The 1,421-nt window shown below is 35.5% G+C and carries 2 protein-coding genes; both read left to right on the forward strand.

What is annotated here, in order from left to right:
- On the forward strand, window positions 1-351 hold a 351-nt coding region (locus tag G468_RS0117895; protein WP_026824136.1), incomplete at its 5' end, for a helix-turn-helix transcriptional regulator.
- A gap of 54 nt (window positions 352-405) precedes the next feature.
- The coding region (locus G468_RS0117900) for a cytosine permease (protein ID WP_026824137.1) at window positions 406-1,421 on the forward strand (1,016 nt) is incomplete at its 3' end.

Genomic DNA, 1,421 nt, shown 5'->3' on the forward strand with positions numbered 1-1,421 from the left:
AGAGAATCCTTAGGTATTTTATGGAATGCAAAAGAACTCATTTATATCAACCCATTAATTAACATAAATAAAAGAAATCCGACGGTAGTTACAACCGAAATAAAAAACACCTCATTCAACAGAAAAGAATTAAATGTTATTTTTCTTGTACTTCAAAATTTATCTTATAAAGAAATTGCCAATATATTAAATATTGCCCCTCGTACTGTCGAGAGTCGGTTGAAAATCATCTTTAAAAAAACAGATGTGCATTCCCTTTATCAATTAAAAGGCTATTGCAGTCATATAGGCTTGGATAACTATGTGCCTGATTATTTTTTATGTAAAGGACTTCATTTTATCACAAAATAAAATGGTTATGTGCGGGATAAAATACCGCTATTTATAACAAGGTAAACTTATCATATGAACCTAATAGATAACTATCCAACAAGTCGTGTTCCCACCAATATACGTTTATCATTCCTTAGTGTCACCTTAGTACATGCGGGCATGTTAACCGCTTTAGATCAGTTCATGCTAGGCGCAGTATTAGGTCATTCAATGACTATAGCTAATGCCTTTCTAGCCATTTTTATCAGCAGTATTATTTTTGGAGTGGTAACTTTTGGATTAGGCTTTGCGGGTATGAAAGAGGGGTTATCAAGTAGTCTCCTCGCCAGATGGTGTGGTTTTGGACAAATAGGTTCAATTCTCGTTAGTTTGTTGATAGCCATTAGTTTGATAGGCTGGTTTGGCGTGCAAAATGCCGTCTTTGCGAAAGGATTTAATTTTGCATTAGACGATAAGTTAGGGTTTGAATGGTCAGCGGCATTTTCTGGATTATTTTTGACCGTCTTGGTTGCTTTTGGCTTTAAAGCTTTGCGATTTACGGCGTGGATTGCCGTCCCTTTCTTTATCATCGTTATTGTCTTCATTTCTGTAAGAATTCTTGATAATCACAATACCATTGAATTAATTAATTCAATTCCTACCGGTGAACCAATGACACTCTCTTCCGCCATTACATTAATTATGGGCGGTTGTATTGTAGCCAGTCTTATTACACCCGATATGAGTCGATATTCAAAAAACAGTCGGCAAGTATTTCTTATGACGATGATATCCATTATTCTGGGTGAATTTCTGGTTAATGGCCTTGCTATATTATTAGCCAGAGCATTAAATACCGCAGATGTTGTCACTATTATGACCGAAACGGCTGGCGGGATTGGATTGCTGGTTGTTATTTTTTCTACTCTACGTGTTAATGATATTAATCTTTACTCATCATCATTGAGTATTGCTAATTCAATTTCTGTGCTAACGGGCAAAAAGGTCAATTATACGTTAATCACCTTAACAATAGGTATCATTGGAACAACGCTTTCTGTTTTAGGGATTTTGGAAAGATTTGTGGATTTTTTAACGCTGCTTGGTGT

The sequence above is a fragment of the Arsenophonus nasoniae DSM 15247 genome (genome assembly GCF_000429565.1).
GTDB classification, from domain to species: Bacteria; Pseudomonadota; Gammaproteobacteria; order Enterobacterales; family Enterobacteriaceae; genus Arsenophonus; species Arsenophonus nasoniae.